Origin of the sequence: Nocardia sp. NPDC004168 (assembly GCF_040610355.1) — a bacterium.
GTDB lineage: Bacteria > Actinomycetota > Actinomycetes > Mycobacteriales > Mycobacteriaceae > Nocardia > Nocardia sichangensis.
In genome coordinates, this window is sequence record NZ_JBEXME010000001.1 from 594,815 (window position 1) to 611,207 (window position 16,393).

The 16,393-nt window shown below is 70.0% G+C and carries 17 protein-coding genes; 13 read left to right on the forward strand and 4 right to left on the reverse strand.

The annotated features are described in order from the left end of the window. From ABZW96_RS02940 to ABZW96_RS02970, 7 genes are all read left to right on the forward strand, one after another. Positions 1-1,401 (forward strand): nucleotidyltransferase family protein, encoded by a 1,401-nt coding sequence (locus tag ABZW96_RS02940; RefSeq protein WP_355070709.1) that lies wholly within the window; start codon positions 1-3, stop codon positions 1,399-1,401. Beyond that, positions 1,398-2,132 (forward strand): HAD family hydrolase, encoded by a 735-nt coding sequence (locus ABZW96_RS02945; RefSeq protein ID WP_355070711.1) that lies wholly within the window; start codon positions 1,398-1,400, stop codon positions 2,130-2,132. The genes ABZW96_RS02940 and ABZW96_RS02945 overlap by 4 nt, the downstream gene beginning before the upstream one ends. Beyond that, positions 2,117-3,058 (forward strand): diacylglycerol kinase family protein, encoded by a 942-nt coding sequence (locus tag ABZW96_RS02950; protein WP_355070713.1) that lies wholly within the window; start codon positions 2,117-2,119, stop codon positions 3,056-3,058. The genes ABZW96_RS02945 and ABZW96_RS02950 overlap by 16 nt, the downstream gene beginning before the upstream one ends. Continuing rightward, complete coding sequence (locus tag ABZW96_RS02955; RefSeq protein ID WP_355070715.1) at positions 3,055-3,915, forward strand: SDR family NAD(P)-dependent oxidoreductase; 861 nt, start codon at positions 3,055-3,057, stop codon at positions 3,913-3,915. Before ABZW96_RS02950 ends, ABZW96_RS02955 begins: the two co-directional genes overlap by 4 nt. A 148-nt stretch (positions 3,916-4,063) precedes the next feature. Further along, positions 4,064-4,630 (forward strand): peptide deformylase, encoded by a 567-nt coding sequence (def, locus tag ABZW96_RS02960; protein ID WP_355070717.1) that lies wholly within the window; start codon positions 4,064-4,066, stop codon positions 4,628-4,630. Beyond that, positions 4,630-5,553 carry a methionyl-tRNA formyltransferase gene (gene fmt, locus ABZW96_RS02965; RefSeq protein WP_355070719.1) on the forward strand — a complete coding sequence of 308 codons (924 nt, stop codon included), beginning with the start codon at positions 4,630-4,632 and terminating at the stop codon, positions 5,551-5,553. The genes def and fmt overlap by 1 nt, the downstream gene beginning before the upstream one ends. After that, positions 5,550-7,220, forward strand: a complete 1,671-nt coding sequence (locus tag ABZW96_RS02970) for a transcription antitermination factor NusB (RefSeq protein WP_355070721.1) — start codon at positions 5,550-5,552, stop codon at positions 7,218-7,220. Before fmt ends, ABZW96_RS02970 begins: the two co-directional genes overlap by 4 nt. Before the next feature lie 6 nt (positions 7,221-7,226). On the opposite strand, the gene ABZW96_RS02975 is transcribed toward ABZW96_RS02970, so the two are convergent. Further along, the gene (locus ABZW96_RS02975; protein WP_355070723.1) at positions 7,227-8,090 is read right to left on the reverse strand and encodes an RNA polymerase sigma factor SigF; all 864 of its coding nucleotides are present in this window, start codon (positions 8,088-8,090) and stop codon (positions 7,227-7,229) included. After that, positions 8,090-8,512: an anti-sigma factor gene (locus ABZW96_RS02980; RefSeq protein WP_355070725.1), complete on the reverse strand. Its 423-nt coding sequence runs from the start codon at positions 8,510-8,512 to the stop codon at positions 8,090-8,092. Before ABZW96_RS02980 ends, ABZW96_RS02975 begins: the two co-directional genes overlap by 1 nt. A 96-nt stretch (positions 8,513-8,608) precedes the next feature. Here ABZW96_RS02980 and rpe point away from each other — a divergent pair, with 96 nt between their 5' ends. Then, complete coding sequence (rpe, locus tag ABZW96_RS02985) at positions 8,609-9,265, forward strand: ribulose-phosphate 3-epimerase (RefSeq protein ID WP_355071047.1); 657 nt, start codon at positions 8,609-8,611, stop codon at positions 9,263-9,265. 6 nt (positions 9,266-9,271) lie between these two features. Here the strand turns inward: rpe and ABZW96_RS02990 are convergent, their stop codons facing one another. Further along, positions 9,272-9,742: a hypothetical protein gene (locus ABZW96_RS02990; protein ID WP_355070727.1), complete on the reverse strand. Its 471-nt coding sequence runs from the start codon at positions 9,740-9,742 to the stop codon at positions 9,272-9,274. Positions 9,743-10,305: 563 nt separating this feature from the next. Here ABZW96_RS02990 and ABZW96_RS02995 point away from each other — a divergent pair. The 5 genes from ABZW96_RS02995 to ABZW96_RS03015 all read left to right on the forward strand — a co-directional run bounded on the left by ABZW96_RS02995 (position 10,306) and on the right by ABZW96_RS03015 (position 14,402). Next, positions 10,306-10,929, forward strand: coding sequence for a riboflavin synthase (locus ABZW96_RS02995; protein ID WP_355070729.1), 624 nt, complete (start codon positions 10,306-10,308; stop codon positions 10,927-10,929). A 621-nt stretch (positions 10,930-11,550) separates the two neighbouring features. Further along, positions 11,551-12,795: a bifunctional 3,4-dihydroxy-2-butanone-4-phosphate synthase/GTP cyclohydrolase II gene (locus ABZW96_RS03000; protein WP_355070731.1), complete on the forward strand. Its 1,245-nt coding sequence runs from the start codon at positions 11,551-11,553 to the stop codon at positions 12,793-12,795. A gap of 31 nt (positions 12,796-12,826) precedes the next feature. Further along, on the forward strand, positions 12,827-13,306 hold the full coding sequence (gene ribH, locus ABZW96_RS03005) for a 6,7-dimethyl-8-ribityllumazine synthase (RefSeq protein WP_355070733.1): 480 nt from the start codon (positions 12,827-12,829) through the stop codon (positions 13,304-13,306). 2 nt (positions 13,307-13,308) lie between these two features. After that, a complete protein-coding gene (locus tag ABZW96_RS03010) occupies positions 13,309-13,800 on the forward strand; it encodes a PH domain-containing protein (RefSeq protein ID WP_355070735.1) in 492 nt (163 codons plus the stop codon). 62 nt (positions 13,801-13,862) lie between these two features. Continuing rightward, positions 13,863-14,402 (forward strand): GNAT family N-acetyltransferase, encoded by a 540-nt coding sequence (locus tag ABZW96_RS03015; RefSeq protein WP_355070737.1) that lies wholly within the window; start codon positions 13,863-13,865, stop codon positions 14,400-14,402. A gap of 89 nt (positions 14,403-14,491) precedes the next feature. On the opposite strand, the gene ABZW96_RS03020 is transcribed toward ABZW96_RS03015, so the two are convergent. After that, the gene (locus ABZW96_RS03020) at positions 14,492-16,384 is read right to left on the reverse strand and encodes a gamma-glutamyltransferase family protein (RefSeq protein ID WP_355071049.1); all 1,893 of its coding nucleotides are present in this window, start codon (positions 16,382-16,384) and stop codon (positions 14,492-14,494) included. Positions 16,385-16,393: the final 9 nt, after the last annotated feature.

The following is a 16,393-nucleotide window of genomic DNA, read 5'->3' on the forward strand; positions in this document are numbered from 1 at the left end:
ATGACCGACACCGTGATCGCCGCGGACGGGACCGACGCCGAACGGCTGCTGGTACACGCCGCGCTGGCCGCACCCAGCGGCGAAGAACGCGCGGAACTGGTCGAGCTGGCCCACCGGGTCACCGATTGGGCGGCCTTCTTCGAGTTGGCACAGCTCAACGCGACCGTCCCGCTGGCGCGGCGCTCGCTGATCGCCGCCGAGGTGTACGAGCTGGTGCCGCCCCTGGTCCGGGTGCGGTTCGACGCCGTCACCGAGCGGATCGCGACCGCCAACGACCGCCGCCTGGCCGGGGCGGTGGAGCTGGTGCGGCGGCTCGACGAACGCGGTGTGCGCTGCGTGGTGCTCAAGGGCATGCTCTTCGCCACCGAGATCTACCGCGACCCGCGCTACAAGCGCATGAACGACCTGGACATCCTGCTGGAACCGGACCAGGTCGACACGGCCGTCGAGGTCTACCGTGAACTCGGCCTGTTCGCGACCTCGGAGCTGCTCGGCAAGCCGCCCAAGGCGCGGGCCGAGCGATCCCACCACCTGCCGTCGTTCGTCTCGCGCGACGGCGCGCTCGTGGTGGGCACGCACTGGGGCCTGATCACGCCGCTGGCGCCCTACACGGTCGACTACGCCGCGATATGGAAGCGTGTGCGTCCCATCGACTTCCACGGCGTACCCGCGTGGGCGATGGCGCACGAGGACAACCTGCACCATCTGGGCATCCACCTGCCCTACTACAAAACCGGCGTACGCGAACTCGGCGACATCTGGAACCTGGCCCGATACGCGGGCACGGACCTCGACTACGACCTGCTTTCCGGTCAGATCGCGGCGGCGGGCAGCGAGGGCCTGATGTACCACGCCCTCGCCCTCGCGCACCGGCTGGTGCCGAACCCCGACTTCGCGGTGCTGCTGGACCGGATCGCGCCCCGCGTGGACCGATTCACCCGCGCCGACACCGCGCGCAAGGTCGCCGACGTGCACACGTTGCTGCGCAGCCGTTCCACCCACACCTCCCGGATCGAGAAGGCCTACACCGAATTCAATATGACCGCTGACGCGCGGGAGAAGCTGGACGGCTTCGCGCGGCTGTGGTCCGGGCTGCTCCTGGTCCCGGGCGCCGAGGCGGCGAGGATGAGTTCGCTGCGCGATCCGGGCGCGGTGGCCGCCGTCGGGGCCCGCTTGGTCGCGCCCTACCGTCTGACCAGGGTGTTCCAGCGTGACCTCGGCCGGTGGCTGTTCCCCGCCGCGCTGGCCAAGACGGTCTACGACCTCGGCGCGGCATACGCTGGGGAACTCCGGTCCCGCACCGGGCTCGGCAGTGCGCGGCCGCCCGGCATCGACGACTACGCCGCCCGCCTCGGGCTGACCAGAGCGGACCTGCGAGCGGTACTGGACAGCCAGGAATGAGCCCACGGCCGACCGTGCTGTGGGATCTGGACGGCACGTTGATCGGGCAGCGGCGGCGCACCTTCGCGACGCTGATGCCCGCGGGCGCGGCTTGGGTGTTCCGCGATCTCGTCCCACCGCACCGCTTCCTGCCCCTGCTGCGCCGCACGCTGGGTGACGTGCGCGCCAACGACAGCGACCACACCAATACGGAGCTGATGGTGCTGCTGCTCGCCCAGCGTCTCGGCACCGGCCGTGACGTGGTCGCGGACCGCCTCACCCGGTTGGCCGAGGTCGAATTCGCGCGGCTGCGAGCGTGTTTCCCGCCGCGCCCGGCGGCGGTGGCGACGGTGCGCGGGCTGGCGGAGGTGGGTGCGCGGCAAGTGGTCGCGACCAACCCGTTGTGGCCGCGCAGCACCGTCGAGGCCAGGATCCGTTGGGGCGGAATCGATCTCGCTTCGTTCGCCGTCGTCACCAGCGGTGACACCATGCACCGCGCCAAGCCGCGGCTCGAGTTCTATCGCGAATTGCTCGACCAGTTGGGCGCGGCCGCGGGTGACTGCGTCATGGTCGGCAACGACCCGGCTCACGACGGTCCCGCCGCGCAACTGGGCATCCCGGTCTTCCTGGTCGGCCCGCCCACCACCGGCATACCGCCGGCCGTGGCCCGGACCGGACTGGTCACCGTGGGGGATCACCACGCACTACGCCGATGGCTCGGCATCGAGGAGGATTCGTGCTCGTCGTCCTGAACCCGCGAGCGAACGCGGGTACCGCGCTGCGGCGCTGGGAGCCGGTGGAATCGGCCCTGCGCGCCCGTCACCCGCACCTGTCGGTCGAACTGCCCGCCGACGCCGGGCACGCCACCGACCTCGTGCGCGCGGCCGTCACCCGGCCCGATCCGCCGCCGGTGCTGGTCGCCGCGGGCGGCGACGGCATGGTCAACCTGGTGCTGAACGCGCTCATGGACCCGGCAACCGACCACCCGCGCGCTCCCGGCTGCGCACTGGGCGCGGTGGGGCTGGGCAGTTCGAACGACTTCCACAAACCGGTGCCCGGCACCGGACGTATCGGCACCGTTCCGGTGCGGGTCGACGCCGCGCGCGCCGAATTCGTCGACGTGGGCAAGGCGTGCGTGCTGCTGGCCGACGGCACGCGTGCGGTGCGCTACTTCCTGCTCAACGCCAGCATGGGGCTGGTCGCCGCGGGCAATCATTCCTTCAACCACGCCACCGGGGTGGTCGGCTGGCTCAAGTCACGCAGCGTGGAGGCCGCCATCATCGCCACCGCACTCGCCACCCTTGCCACCCATCGGCCGCTGCCCGTCGCCGTTCGTGGCGGCGACTGGAGCCACGCGGCCCCGATCACCAACATCGGCGTGCTCAAGAGCGTGCACTTCGCCGGCGGCATGCGCTACGACACGGCGGTCACCCGCGCCGACGGCCGGTTCGATGTGAACATCTGGGCCGAGGCGGGGAAGCTCAGGACGCTCGGCTTGGTCGCGGGACTGTACGCGGGCCGATTCCGGCGGTCGCCGCTGGCGGTATGCCATCGCGATTCGGTCGTGGAGCTGCGGCCGGATCGTCCGGCGCCGCTGGAGTTGGACGGCGAGGTCACGATGGTGGAGTCGGCGCGGCTGGAGGTTCTGCCGCGGGTACTGAAGGTGTGTGCCGCGTGACGGTGGTGCTCGTCACCGGAGCGGCCAACGGCATGGGCGCGGCCACCATGGAACGCCTTGCGGCGCTGGGGTACACGGTCGAGGGATGCGACCGGGTCGTCGCGTCCGGAATCGCCCGGGTCGACGTGCGCGACGAAGAGGCGGTGAACCGCTGGGTTCGCGACGTGCACGCCAGGCACGGCAGCATCCATGCGGTCGTCACCTTCGCGGCGTACGGCGTCGTCGGCGCGGTCGAGGAGACCACGCCCGCGGAGGCCGCGGCGCTCTATGACACCAACGTCCTCGGCACGCACCGAGTACTGCGCGCGGTGCTGCCGTTGCTGCGCGCCCGAGGCGCAGGCCGCGTGATCGTCGTCAGTTCGGGAGCGGGCGCCGTCGCCGAGCCATACGGCGGTTGGTACTCGGCTACGAAGGCCGCCGTCGAGCGGATCGGCGAAGCCGCGCGCATCGAGGCCGCCGGGTCGGGCATCCAGGTGTCGGTACTCATCCCGGGATGGACCGTCACCCCGATCATCGACACGGCGCGACACGTGTCGAGCCCGATCTCCGCCTACGACCACGACCGCGCCGCCGTTCTGGACCTCGTACGCGGCTACTTGGCCGCGGGACAGCCCGCCGCCGCGGTGGCCGACAAGGTCGCGATGATCCTGGCCTCGGCCCGGCCACGGCAGACCTACCTGTGCGGCCGTGACGTCCGCTTGTCCTTCTGGACCCGCAGGCTGCTCCCGAGCCGGGTATACGAGCGAATGGTGCGCCGATACTACGGTTTCCGGCCGGAGCCTGCCCGCCCGCTGCCGAACGCCTTGCTCGGCGAGCTGCGGGCCACCACTGGTCCGCGGTCACCGGCGGACGGCTGACCAGGGCTTTTCCGGGCGGCCGGGCGGAGGGATCGACACCCCGCCCGGACCGCATAGGAGTTGTACCAGCTTCCGGCTGGCGAATCGGGGATTTCCGGTCGTCTCACTAGAATGGGGCGACCGTATTCGTCGCTTCCGGGAGCCAGCCGTGACCATCCAGCCCGTTCGCCTGTTCGGCGATCCCATCTTGCGTGCCCGCGCCGCGGAGGTCACCGCGTTCGATCGTGATCTGCGTCAGCTGGTGACCGACCTGACCGAGACGATGCACGACGACGGCGGTGTCGGGATGGCCGCGCCGCAGATCGGGGTCGGGCTGCGCGTGTTCGTCTACGACACGGGCGACGCCGCGGGGCATCTGGTCAACCCGCGGTGGGAGGTCGTCGGCGACGAGGAGCAGGTGGGGCCGGAAGGCTGCCTGTCGATTCCCGGCGTGCGCTACGACACGCGCAGGGCCCTGCGCGTGCGGGCAACCGGTGTGGACGTCGACGGCGCACCGGTCACGTTCGAAGCCGAAGGGTTGCTGGCGCGGTGCGTGCAGCACGAGACCGATCATCTCGACGGCGTGCTGTTCATCGACCGTCTCGACCCGGCCCAGCGCAAGGAGGCGATGCGGGTGATCCGCGAATCCGATTGGTTCGCGGCGGGCTCGACGGTGCGCCCGGCCCGTTCGATGAGCGGTGCGGGTCGGCCCAACCCGTTCGGAGCGGGCCGCTGATGCGCGTCGTCTTCGCGGGCACCCCGGAACCGGCGGTTCCGTCGCTGCGGCGTCTGCTGGAATCGGCGCGCCACGAGGTCGTCGCCGTGGTGACGCGGCCGGACGCGGTCGCGGGGCGCGGCCGGAAGGTGACCAGGTCGCCGGTCGGCCTGCTGGCCGACGAACACGGCATCCCGGTGTTCACCCCGCGGCGGCCGTCGGAGCCGGAATTCGTCGCGCGACTCACCGAATTGGCGCCGGACTGCTGTCCCGTCGTCGCCTACGGCGCGCTGCTACCCCAGCAGGTGCTCGACATCCCGCGCTTCGGCTGGATCAACCTGCATTTCTCGCTGCTGCCCGCGTGGCGCGGCGCGGCGCCGGTGCAGGCCGCGATCGATGCGGGCGACGAGATCACCGGCGCCTCCACCTTCCAGATCGAGGCCGGACTGGACACCGGCCCGGTCTTCGGCATGGTGACCGAGAAGATCACCGTCACCGACACCGCGGGCACTCTCCTGGAGCGGCTGGCCGACAGCGGCTCGCGCCTGCTGGAAGCGACGCTCGACGGAGTGGAGGACGGGAGCTTGCAAGCGGTCCCGCAGTCCACCGACGGTGTCTCGTACGCGCCGAAGGTCGGCGTCGAGGTCGGGCACGTGCGCTGGGATCTGCCCGCGCTGGCCATCAGCAGGCGGATCCGCGCGGTCACTCCCGCGCCGGGGGCGTGGACCGAGGTCGGCGGCACCCGGTTGAAGCTGGGGCCGGTCGAGTTGGTCGAGGAGGAATTGCCGGAGCGGGTGATCGAGGTCCGCAAGTCCGGTGTGTTCGTCGGCACCGCGACCACCGCGGTGCGGCTCGACCAGGTGCAGCCGCAGGGCAAGCGCATGATGGCCGCGCTCGACTGGGCGCGCGGCGCCCGCCTGCAGCCGGGCGCGGTGGTCGAATGACGCGCGGCAATCGGCCCGGCGACGGCAACGCACGCGACCGGCGGCGCGACGAACGAGAGGCCGCGCCGAATCGTTCCGGCGAGGCAGGCCGGGCACGCGCGCAGGGCGGCGGGAAGCAGCAGGATCGCGACGCGGCGGACAGGTCACGGGCGACCGGTCGGCGTTCCGGCGGTGGGCGCGCCGAGCCGGCCGGCCGTGATCGCGACGAACGGCGCGGCTCCACCGGACGACGCTCGGCGGCGGGCCGATCGGACCGTTCCACCGGCGGGCGCCCGGCTTCGCAAACCGCGCCGCGCCAAGGGGCCAAAGCCGCCGGACGACCGCATCGAAGGGAATCCGCCGACCCGCCGCGGTCGGTCGCTAGGGATGTGCTGCGGGCGGTCCGTGAGCGCGATGCCTACGCCAATCTCGTGCTGCCCGCGCTGCTGCGCGAACGGGGATTGTCGGGTCGGGACGCCGCGCTGGCCACCGAACTCGCCTACGGCGCGTGCCGGTCGCTGGGGCTACTGGACGCGGTGATCGCCGAAGGCGCGGGCAGGCCGATCGAGGAGATCGACGGACCCTTGCTGGACGTGCTCCGGCTCGGCGTCTACCAGTTGCTGCGCACCCGGATCGGCGCGCACGCCGCCGTGGACACCTCCGTCGCGTTGACGCGCGCCGAATTCGGTGCGGGCAAAGCCGGTTTCGTCAATGCGGTGCTCCGGCGCGCGGGGGAGAAGACCCCCGAGCAATGGGTCGACGCACTCGCGCCCGCCGACCCCCTCGGCCGGTTGGCGTTCGAGTACGCCCATCCGGTCTGGATCGCGCAGGCGTTCGCCGACGCGCTGGGCGCGCGAGCGGCGGAACTGCGCGACGTGCTCGCCGCCGACGACGCCCGCCCGCTGGTGCACCTGGTGGCCCGCCCCGGCGACATCACCGCGGAGGAACTCGCGCTGGTCACCGGCGGCGAGGAGGGCCGCTGGTCGCCGTACGCGGTCTATCTGGACGGCGGCGATCCCGGCAAGCTGGAGCCGGTTCGCGAGGGCATGGCGGCGGTGCAGGACGAAGGCAGCCAGCTGGTGGCGCTGGCGTTGACCAGGGCCGCGCTCGACGGCCCGGACACCGGTCGCTGGCTCGACCTGTGCGCGGGGCCGGGCGGCAAGGCCGCGCTGCTGGGGGCGATCGCCGCGATCGACGGTTTCCGGGTGGACGCGGTCGAGCCCGCCGCGCACCGCGCCGAGCTGGTCCGCAAAGCCGTGCACGACCTGCCGGTGGACGTGCACGTCGCCGACGGCCGCGCCAGCGGACTGACCCCGGGCTACGACCGCATCCTGGTCGACGCCCCCTGCACCGGCCTCGGAGCGCTGCGCCGCAGACCTGAGGCGCGCTGGCGGCGCACCCCGGCGGACGTCCGGGAACTGGTGGTGTTGCAGCGCGAATTGCTCACCGCCGCATGGGATCTGCTGCGCCCCGGCGGGGTCGTGGTGTACTCGACCTGCTCGCCGCATCTGCCGGAGACGGTGTCCATCGTCGCCGATGCCGTGCGCCGCCTCGGCGCCGAGCAGCTCGACACCCGCGAACTGCTGCCCGGCGTCACCGATGTCGGCGACGGGCCGGGGGCACAGTTGTGGCCGCACCGGCACGGTACCGACGCCATGTTCGTGGCGGCGCTGCGCAAGCCGCGCTGAGCGGGGTCATTCCCGGCTGGATTGCTCCCGCAAGCGGGCGAGGGTCTTGGCGAGGATGCGCGAGACGTGCATCTGGGAGATGCCCATCTGCTGCGCGATCTGCGTCTGGGTCATCGATTCGAAGAACCGCATGGTGAGGATGCGTCGTTCCCGCTCCGGCAACCCGGCCAGCAGCGGACGGATCGCGACGTACTCCTCGACCCGATCGAACTGGGACTCCTCCTCACCGAGGGTGTCCAGGAGCGAGGCGTCGGTGTCGCGGCCGAGCGTGGCCGCGTCGATCGAACTCGGCTGGTAGGCGTTGCCCGCGATGACCGCCTGGGTCACCTCGTCCGGGTCGACGTCCAGCTCGGCGGCGATCTCCTTCGCCGTCGGCGAGCGGCCGAGAGTCTGGGAGAGACTGTCGATCGCCGCGCCGATGCGTAGGTGAGTCTCCTTGACACGCCGGGGCACTCGCATCGCCCAGGTGTTGTCGCGGAAATACCGGCGGACCTCACCCATGATGGTCGGCACCGCGAAAGACAGGAAGTTGGAGCCGCGCTCGACGTCGAAACGGTCCACCGCGTGTACCAACCCCACCCGCGCGACCTGGGTCAGGTCGTCGAACGGCTCACCGCGCCCGCTGAACTTCCTGGCGATGTGGTCGGCGAGCGGAATGCAGCGGCTGATCAGTTCCGCGCGCAGCGCGCTGTGCCGCGCGGTCCCCGCCTCACTGGAGGCGAGCTGCTCGAAGAGCAATCCGACATCGTCGTAACCGGGAACCGCGCCCGCCGCCTCCAGGGTCTCCTCGGCATCGGTCTCGTCCTCGGTGGTCAGCGTGTCGGCGTCGTCGTCGCGCTGGGAGTCGTACACGGTGTCTTCGTCCGCCACTACGCCTTCCCCCGGACCCGACGGAACTCGACCGTCGTCGGATATCCGGAGACCGTCGCGTCGAACGAATCCTGGGTCGCCTCCACCGAGTCGGTGAGGGTGCGCAGCACGTGCCAGCCGAAGCTGCGCTGATCGGGCAGCCCCGGCTTCTCCGCCAGGCCGTCGACCCGGACGAGCAACACGGTGTCGCCGACGGTGAAACGGCAGTTCAGGCTCGATTCCGGGGCGGCGACCGCGATCAGGGTCGAGCAGACCTCGTCGACGGCCAGCCGGATATCGGCCACCTCGTCCAGTGTGAAATCGCTGAGTAGGACGAGTGTTTCGGCGAGCCCACGCACGATGGGCAGTTGTGTCACCGACGCCGCCACCCGAATCTCCACCGGGGTGCTGTAGAGCCCCTGTTCCGCCGAAATATTGATCACCCTATGCAGGCTACCCACTCCCGCGCTGGACAACCCTGGGTACCGTTAGACTCCGGCGTTGTGTCCAACCCGATTCACCCGCGTCCGGCCGCTCCGATGATCGCCCCCTCCATCCTGTCCGCAGACTTCGCGCACCTCGCGGACGAAGCGGCGGCCGTCGCAGGCGCCGACTGGCTGCACGTGGACGTGATGGACGCGCACTTCGTGCCGAATCTCACGCTCGGCCTCCCGGTGGTGGAGAGCCTGCTGAAGGCGACCGAGATCCCCCTCGACTGCCACCTGATGATCGAGAATCCGGGCCGCTGGGCGCCGCCGTACGCCGAGGCGGGCGCGCACAACGTGACCTTCCACGCGGAGGCGACCGACGATCCGATCGCGGTGGCCCGCGACATCCGCGCCGCGGGCGCCAAGGCGGGGCTCTCGGTGAAGCCGGGCACGCCGATCGAGCCGTACCTGGAGATCCTGCGCGAATTCGACACGCTGCTGGTGATGAGCGTGGAACCCGGCTTCGGCGGGCAGTCGTTCATTCCGGAGGTGCTGCAGAAGGCGCGCGTCGTGCGGAACCTGGTCGATGCCGGTGAGCTGCGGCTGCTGGTCGAGATCGACGGCGGGATCAACGCCGACACCATCGAGGCGGCCGCGGAGGCGGGTGTGGACTGCTTCGTCGCCGGTTCCGCGGTCTACAGCACCGCCGACCCCGCCGCCACCGTGGAGAAGCTGCGCGGCCAGGCGGCCTCGGCGTGGGCCCGCTGAACGGTGCTAGCCGGTCCGCGTTCCACGCGCGGCGACCGCGCGGATCGTCTCGATCACCGCGCTGATCGGCGGGCGGCGGGCGCCGGCCTCCGGTGACCGGATCCACACGCGATACCCGGTGCGCTCGTCGTCCGGTGAGGGCAGCACCACTTGGCTGCCCGCGCAGGCCACCGCGGCGTAGAGGCGGAACAATTCGGCCGAGACCGCCGGGCTGACGGCGTCCGGCCCGGCGGGGCCGGTGAGGAACGTCCAATGCTTGGCTCGCGGATGGTCGACCACCGGCCCGGCGATTCCGTCTTGGGCGAGTCGCCGTAGCACCTGCTCGCCGAGTTCGGCGGGCATGGTGACGGCGCCGTAGTCGACACCGATGTGCAGGAGAATGCGGTGCGAACCGGGATCCATCGATGCGGGCAGCTGGAATTCGCGCCGATACCGTGAGCAGCGAACTTCCGGCGTCGAATCGAGAAATGTGGTCACACTGCGCCCCCAGCTGCGTTCGACCCAATTTGTCCCACTGTGTTCTCCGGCTTTCTCGAGGAGTGAACATCGTGTGGCAGGCTTCCCGCTTGTCGGGCATGTTCCCTGGTAGAGCGTGTCATTGGACTGCATGGTCGGGAAAGTTGAACGCGAGAAGTCAGCCGCGTAACGATATCGCCTCCCGCGCCGTCCGAGCGCGGAATCTGCGTTATAACCGTGTTTCGTTCGAGTATCGAGAATGAATCCGCAAACTCTCTGCGGGGTAAATTAATTCGTGCGGTACGCCAAATGCCGCAGAATAATCATGGATATGTCGTCCGTCCGGGTGATCACGGCGGGTGTGGACATATTTCGTTCCATTTTCGATGGGACCGGCCGGTTCCGCCCGCCTCGGCCCGCCCTGCGGTCGGTTCCGGCGCGGGTCCCGGTCCGCCCTCGGCGGGCACGGAACGCGGCTGTCTACGGCGACCCCGCGTCACTAGGCTGAGGAGGTGCGGGAATAGCGGCCGGGTCCCGCGCTGTTCCGCAACCGGAAGACAACGACGCGACAGGAGTCACAGCACATGTTCACAGGCATCGTCGAGGAACTCGGCGAGATCGTCGCCAGCGAGCAGCTGACCGACGCCGCGCGGCTGACGATCAAGGGCAAGCTGGTGACCTCCGATGCCGGGCACGGTGATTCGATCGCCGTGAACGGAGTGTGCCTGACCGTCGTGGAGGTGGTCGGCGGCGACTCGTTCACCGTCGACGTTATGGCGGAGACGCTCAATCGCTCCAGCATCGGCAAGCTGGACGTCGGCGCCAAGGTGAATCTCGAGCGCGCCGCCGCTCTGAACAGCAGGCTCGGCGGCCACTTGGTCCAAGGCCATGTCGATGGCACCGGCACCGTGCTCTCGCGCACTCCGTCGGACAACTGGGACGTGGTGCGGATCTCGCTGCCCGAGAACATCGCCCGCTACGTCGTGGAGAAGGGGTCGATCACCGTGGACGGCATCTCGCTCACCGTCTCCGGCCTCGGCGTCTCCGACGAGCCCGCCGAGACCGGCAGCAGCGACTGGTTCGAGGTCTCCCTCATCCCCACCACGCTCTCCCTGACCAACCTCGGCTTCGCCACCGTCGGCACCACCGTCAACCTGGAAGTCGACGTGATCGCCAAGTACGTCGAACGCCTCCAGCAGCGCGGCTGACAGTGCCCGCACCGCTCGTCCCCGCCCGCCCACGAGGCTGCGCGGCGGGAATCGCATGCGTAATAGAGCTGCCGCGACGCCGTCATCCGAGCCGTCACCCTCACACGGAGTCACGGTGATCGCCGACCGTGCGGGTTCGATGAACATCGTCTCGACAGGTCGGATCGTCATCACTCCGATCTCCGAGCGAATCGCCGTCACTCCGATCTCCGAGCGAGGCGAGACCGACCGGGCACGACCTGTCTCCGAGCCCGGGGCGGAGACACTTCCCATTTATCAACCGACAGGTGCGGATGGACGCTACGAACCCGGGCCTCGACACCGTGGCAGTCGACGGTTTTCGTGCCGGGTGGCGGGCCGCGGCGAACATACGGGTCGGTTGATCGCAGCACTGAGCGCTCAGCGCACCTCGACCCCGTTTTTCGAGCGAAGCGAGACCGAGCATGCGCCGTTCGCGGCCCGGCTCGCGTCCGAGTGGCCGCCGCGTCCGCGACGCAGTCGCCAGCGGCGGTCGCTCGGACGCGAGCCACAAGGGGGCCGCGAACACGCCGCGACGCAGTCGCGGCAAATTCAGCACAGTACTGTGGTGAGGCACCTATTTCGAGATGGAGCACAGCAGACGTGACCAGGTTCGACAGCATCGAGCGCGCAGTCGCCGATATCGCCGCCGGTAAGGCGGTCGTCGTCGTCGACGACGAGGACCGCGAGAACGAGGGCGACCTCATCTTCGCGGCGGAGAAGGCCACCCCGGAACTGGTCGCCTTCATGATCCGCTACACGTCCGGTTACATCTGCGTGCCGCTCACCGGCGACGACTGCGATCGGCTCGGCCTGCCGCCGATGTACGCGATGAACCAGGACAAGCACGGCACCGCCTACACCGTCTCGGTGGACGCGCGCGAGGGTGTCACGACCGGTATCTCCGGCGCCGACCGCGCCACCACGATGCGGTTGCTGGCCGACGCCGACGCGAAGGCCGACGATTTCACCAGGCCCGGCCATGTGGTGCCGTTGCGCGCCAAGGATGGTGGTGTGCTGCGCAGGCCGGGTCACACCGAAGCCGCGGTGGATCTGGCACGCATGGCCGGCTTGCGTCCGGCGGGCGTGATCTGCGAGATCGTCAGCCAGAAGGACGAGGGCCACATGGCCCGGACCGAGGAGTTGCGCGTCTTCGCCGACGAGCACGAGCTCGCGCTGATCTCGATCGCGGACATGATCGCGTGGCGGCGCAGGCACGAGAAGCATGTGGTGCGCGTGGCCGAGGCGCGCATCCCCACCGCGCACGGCGAGTTCATGGCCGTCGGCTATCAGAGCATCTACGACGAGGTCGAGCACGTCGCGCTGGTGCGTGGCGACATCACCGACGGCGACGACATCCTGGTCCGCGTGCACTCGGAGTGCCTGACCGGTGACGTGTTCGGATCGCTGCGCTGCGACTGCGGTCCGCAGCTGGATGCCGCGTTGGAGATGGTGGCGGCCGAGGGGCGCGGTGTCGTGCTGTACATGCGCGGTCACGAAGGCCGCGGCATCGGCCTGATGCACAAGTTGCAGGCCTACCAGCTGCAGGACTCCGGCCACGACACGGTCGACGCGAATCTCGAACTCGGCCTGCCCGCGGATGCCCGCGATTACGGCACCGGCGCGCAGATCCTGGTGGATCTGGGCATCCGGTCGATGCGATTGCTCACCAACAATCCGGCCAAGCGGGTCGGCTTGGACGGCTACGGCCTGCGGATCACCGAGCGGGTGCCGATGCCGTTGCGCGCGAACGCGGAGAACCTGCGCTACCTGCGCACCAAGCGGGACCGAATGGGTCACGACCTGATCGGCCTCGACGAGCTGGATCTCGGCGAGACCGCCCACTGAACTGCGAACAGACTCCGAAAGGCGGACATCGATGAGCGGTACCGGGGTACCGACTTTCGCGCTGGCGGACGCCAAGGACCTCTCCTTGGGCATCGTCGCCTCGCGCTGGCACACCCAGATCTGCGACACCTTGCTGGCGAACGCAGAGCGGGTGGCCAAGGACGCGGGCGTCCAGCAGATCACGGTGGTGCGCTGCGCGGGTGCGATGGAGCTGCCCGTGGTGGCCCAGGAGCTGGCCAAGTCGCATGACGCGGTGGTGGCGCTCGGTGTGGTGATCCGCGGTGACACTCCGCATTTCGAGTACGTCTGCGACGCGGTGACCGCGGGGCTCACTCGGGTTTCGCTGGACGAGGGCACGCCGGTCGCGAACGGAGTGCTCACCACCAACAACGAGCGGCAGGCCCTGGATCGGGCCGGGCTGCCGGAGTCCCAAGAGAACAAGGGCGAGCAGGCGGCCGCCGCGGCGCTGGACGCCGCGCTGACACTGCGCGCTCTGCGACAGTCCGCGTAGCGATGCCGGTCGTTCGCATCTTTCGCAGGAACGTGGGCCCGGCCGACGACACGTCGGAGTGGGATTTCGAGGTGCGGCCCCGGCGCGCGGTGCGGACGGCCTGGATCGCGGCGGTGCTGGTGGCGGCCGCGTTCACCGTGGGTGGTGTCTGGCTGCGCACCGGGTCTACCGGCGTCAACTTCCGGGTGGCCGATCAGCTCGCGATGATCGGGATCGGTGTGCTCGGCGCCGCGGCCGTGCTGTTACTGACCAGGCCACGGGTGCGGGTCGGCGCGCGGGGCGTGTCGGTGCGAAATATTCTGGGCGACAAAGATTTTCCCTGGGACTATATCCGAGGCGTGTCGTTCCCGGATCGGAAGTCCTGGGCGCGCCTGGAGTTGGTCGACGACGACTACGTCCCGCTGCTGGCGATCCGCTCGAACGACAAGGAGCACGCGGCGCGGGCGATGGCCCGGTTGCGGGAACTGGGCGCGAAATATTCCGGGAGGAAGTGATCGGGTGCGGTGTGCGGCCATCCGGCTCGCGCGGCCCCGCGTGCTGATCTAACCTCGCCGCCATGGAGCCAGGTGCGTTCGTCCTCGCGGCGGCTTTCGCCGACGATCCACTGATGACCTACTTCTGGCCGGGAGCGTCACGGCGGCGGAAAGCGTTGCCGCCGTTCTGGGATTCGCGCATCGCGTCGCGCCGGGAGAACGGTCTGGTCGACCTCGCGCACGACGCGGAGGGCAACCTCGCCTGTGTGGCGCTGTGGGAACCGGCGCACGTGGTGTCACCGACGGCGAAGCCGTTGACCTTACTGCGCGCCTTGGGGTCGAGCGCCGCTCGGGCGCTGGCCGCCGGGCGGCACATGGAGCATGCGCGACCGGCGGCACCGCATCTGTATCTGGCCGCCATCGGGACGTTGCCCCGCGCACAGGGCCGGGGACTGGCGAGCGCGCTGCTCGAGCGTCGGTTGGCGGCGGCCGAGGAGGACTGTTTCCTCATCTCGAACACCAGCGGCACGGTGCCCTTCTACGAGCGATTCGGTTTCGTGCGGCAAGGTGAGCTGCCGATCGGCCGAGGTCCGATCGTGTATCCCATGGTCCGGAGTAAATAGCCGCAGTGCGCCCCGGCGGGCACGCCGATCACTCGATGTGCCACAGCCGGGACGCGGACGGGCGGTCGCGACCGAGCCCGCTGGTTCGATCAATGCGTATCGCCGAGGACCGCGCCTTCTCGTCGCGGATCCGCGCCGCCGATCCAGCCGTCGGAGCCGTTGCGTTTCAGGGCGCTGAGGCCGCTGGACTGGGGCGCCACCGAGACCTGATGGCCCAGTTGGCGCAACCGCAGCACCAGCGGGTCGTGGTCGCCGTTGTCGGTGGCGTTGATCGCCGGATGCTCACCGCCGATACCGGTGGACGGACTGTTGCCAGCGCCGAACGCGACCGCGGAGACCGCCTGCTGCGGATCCAGGCCCCAGTCGAACATGTTGACCAGCGTTTTCACCACGAACTGGATGATCACCGAACCGCCGGGCGAGCCCGCGACATGCGTGAGTTCGCCGCGCGAGCCGTCGGGCGCCTTGCCGAAGATCAGCGTCGGGCTCATGGAGCTGCGCGGGCGCTTGCCCGGCTGGACCCGGTTGGCCATCGGCACGCCGTCGGCGCCGAGCGGGTCGGCGTTGAAGTCGGTGAGCTGATTGTTCAGCACGAAGCCGTCGACCAGGTGGAACGAACCGAACGCCGACTCCACGGTGGTGGTCATCGCCGCGGCGTTGCCGTACTTGTCGACCACCGAGATGTGGCTGGTGCCGTGCTCGGGCGGTTGCGGGCCGACGCCGAGCGGCACGGGGCCGAAGTCACCCGGCTGCGCGGTGCCCATGCTGCGGTTGGGATCGATCAGCCCGGCACGCTGGCGCAGATAGTCGCGATTCAGCAGGGTCTGCGCCGAATTGCCCGGCAGTGGCACGAAATCCGTGTCGGCCACGTACTTGTTGCGATCGGCGTAGGCGAGGCGTTCGGCCTCCGTGATCAAGTGCACGGCCTGGGCGTTGGGCTTGCCGCCGTTGCGGTCGATGTTGTCCGGACGCAGGGCGGCCAGGTCGAAGTTCTCCAGGATGCCCAAGGTCGCGGCGACGGTGATGCCGCCCGACGAGGGACTCGGCATGCCGCAGAGTTCGTGCTCGCGGTAGTTCGTGCACAGCGCGGTGCGCTTCTTCGCCTGGTAACCGGCCAAGTCCTGGGTGGCGATCAGGCCGGGAGTGCGCCCGCCGGAGGCCCGGCCCGCGGCCGCGACGATGTCCTGGGCGATGGCGCCGGTGTAGAAGGCCTGCGCGCCCTCGGTGGCGACGGCGCCGAGCGTCTTGGCCATGGCGGGGTTGGTCAGGACGGTGTCGGCGGCCTTCGGGCTACCGTCCGGGTTGAGGAAATACGCCTTGGCGTCTTCGTCCGCGGCCAGGTCCTTGGCCGACTCCGCGATCTGTCCCGCGAGGCGGGGACTGATCGGGAAGCCCTGATCTGCCAGTCCGATGGCGGGGTCGAACAGTTCGCGCCACGCGGTCTTGCCGTGGTCGTGGTGCGCCAGTTCGAGCATCCGAAGTACGCCGGGCACGCCGATGGAGCGGCCGCTGGCCCGCGTGTTCGGCTTGGGTTCGGTGCGATCGATGTCGCTGATCCAGCGCAGATAGTTCTCGGTGGCCGCGGCGGGCGCCACCTCGCGGCCGTCGTAGGCGTCCACGGACTTGGTGTTCGCGTCGTAGTAGACCAGGAACGCACCGCCGCCGATGCCGGACGCCTGCGGCTCGACCAGGCCGAGCACCGTCTGCGCCGCGATCAGCGCGTCGGCCGCGGTGCCACCGTCGCGCAGCACCTCACACGCGGCTTTCGTCGACAGCGGGTTCGCCGTGGACACCGCGAAGGTATGTGTACGCACCGGCGTCATGTTCGCGCGATAGCCGGTCGCTATCTCCGGGTTGGTGCTGAGATCCTTGGTGCCGCTGCCCGCTGGCCCCGCCGCGGTGGCCGACACCGGCGTGCCGTTCGGCACCGTCTCGCAGACGCCGCCCGCCTGGCTCTCGCCGGACGTGCAGGCGGTGGCCATGCCGACGGT

Coding starts and splice junctions, on each gene's coding strand:
- ABZW96_RS02940 (WP_355070709.1), top strand. CDS start 1: ATGACCGACACCGTGATCGCCGCGGACGGGACCGACGCCGAACGGCTG.
- ABZW96_RS02945 (WP_355070711.1), top strand. CDS start 1,398: ATGAGCCCACGGCCGACCGTGCTGTGGGATCTGGACGGCACGTTGATC.
- fmt (WP_355070719.1), top strand. CDS start 4,630: ATGCGCGTCGTCTTCGCGGGCACCCCGGAACCGGCGGTTCCGTCGCTG.
- ABZW96_RS02970 (WP_355070721.1), top strand. CDS start 5,550: ATGACGCGCGGCAATCGGCCCGGCGACGGCAACGCACGCGACCGGCGG.
- rpe (WP_355071047.1), top strand. CDS start 8,609: ATGATCGCCCCCTCCATCCTGTCCGCAGACTTCGCGCACCTCGCGGAC.
- ABZW96_RS02995 (WP_355070729.1), top strand. CDS start 10,306: ATGTTCACAGGCATCGTCGAGGAACTCGGCGAGATCGTCGCCAGCGAG.
- ribH (WP_355070733.1), top strand. CDS start 12,827: ATGAGCGGTACCGGGGTACCGACTTTCGCGCTGGCGGACGCCAAGGAC.
- ABZW96_RS03010 (WP_355070735.1), top strand. CDS start 13,309: ATGCCGGTCGTTCGCATCTTTCGCAGGAACGTGGGCCCGGCCGACGAC.
- ABZW96_RS03015 (WP_355070737.1), top strand. CDS start 13,863: ATGGAGCCAGGTGCGTTCGTCCTCGCGGCGGCTTTCGCCGACGATCCA.
- ABZW96_RS03020 (WP_355071049.1), bottom strand. CDS start 16,384: ATGGCCACCGCCTGCACGTCCGGCGAGAGCCAGGCGGGCGGCGTCTGC.